Here is a 365-nt window from a genome sequence, read left to right on the forward strand (position 1 = left end):
GGGGCGAGGATGTCGAGCAGGCGTTGCAGGTCGCCGGTCTCGACGGCCTGTTTGAAGGCCTGGAGGGCGTGGCGGGTCTGGTCCGGGGGGACGGTGTCGCGGGGTCGGCGGGCGGCGACGTGGGAGCGGGCGCGGTGGGCGATCTGGCGGACGGCGGCCTGGCTCTTGCCGACGGCGTCGGCGATCTCGTCGTAGTCCAGGTCGAACACCTCGCGCAGCACGAACACCGCCCGCTCGGTGGGCGACAACGTCTCCAATACCAGCAGCATCGCCATCGACACGCTCTCGGCCAGCTCCACGTCCTCGGCCACATCCGGCGCGGTCAGCAACGGCTCGGGCAACCACGGCCCGACGTACGACTCCCT

At 71.5% G+C, this 365-nt stretch carries 1 protein-coding gene; it reads right to left on the minus strand.

Features of this window, described 5'->3' with window-relative positions; all coding sequences use genetic code 11:
* Positions 1 to 365 (minus strand): sigma-70 family RNA polymerase sigma factor (locus tag HCK04_RS40695; RefSeq protein ID WP_142652807.1); only part of this gene is annotated, 365 nt, incomplete at both ends.

Source organism: Microbispora sp. CL1-1 (assembly GCF_012034195.1).
Taxonomy (GTDB): Bacteria; Actinomycetota; Actinomycetes; order Streptosporangiales; family Streptosporangiaceae; genus Microbispora.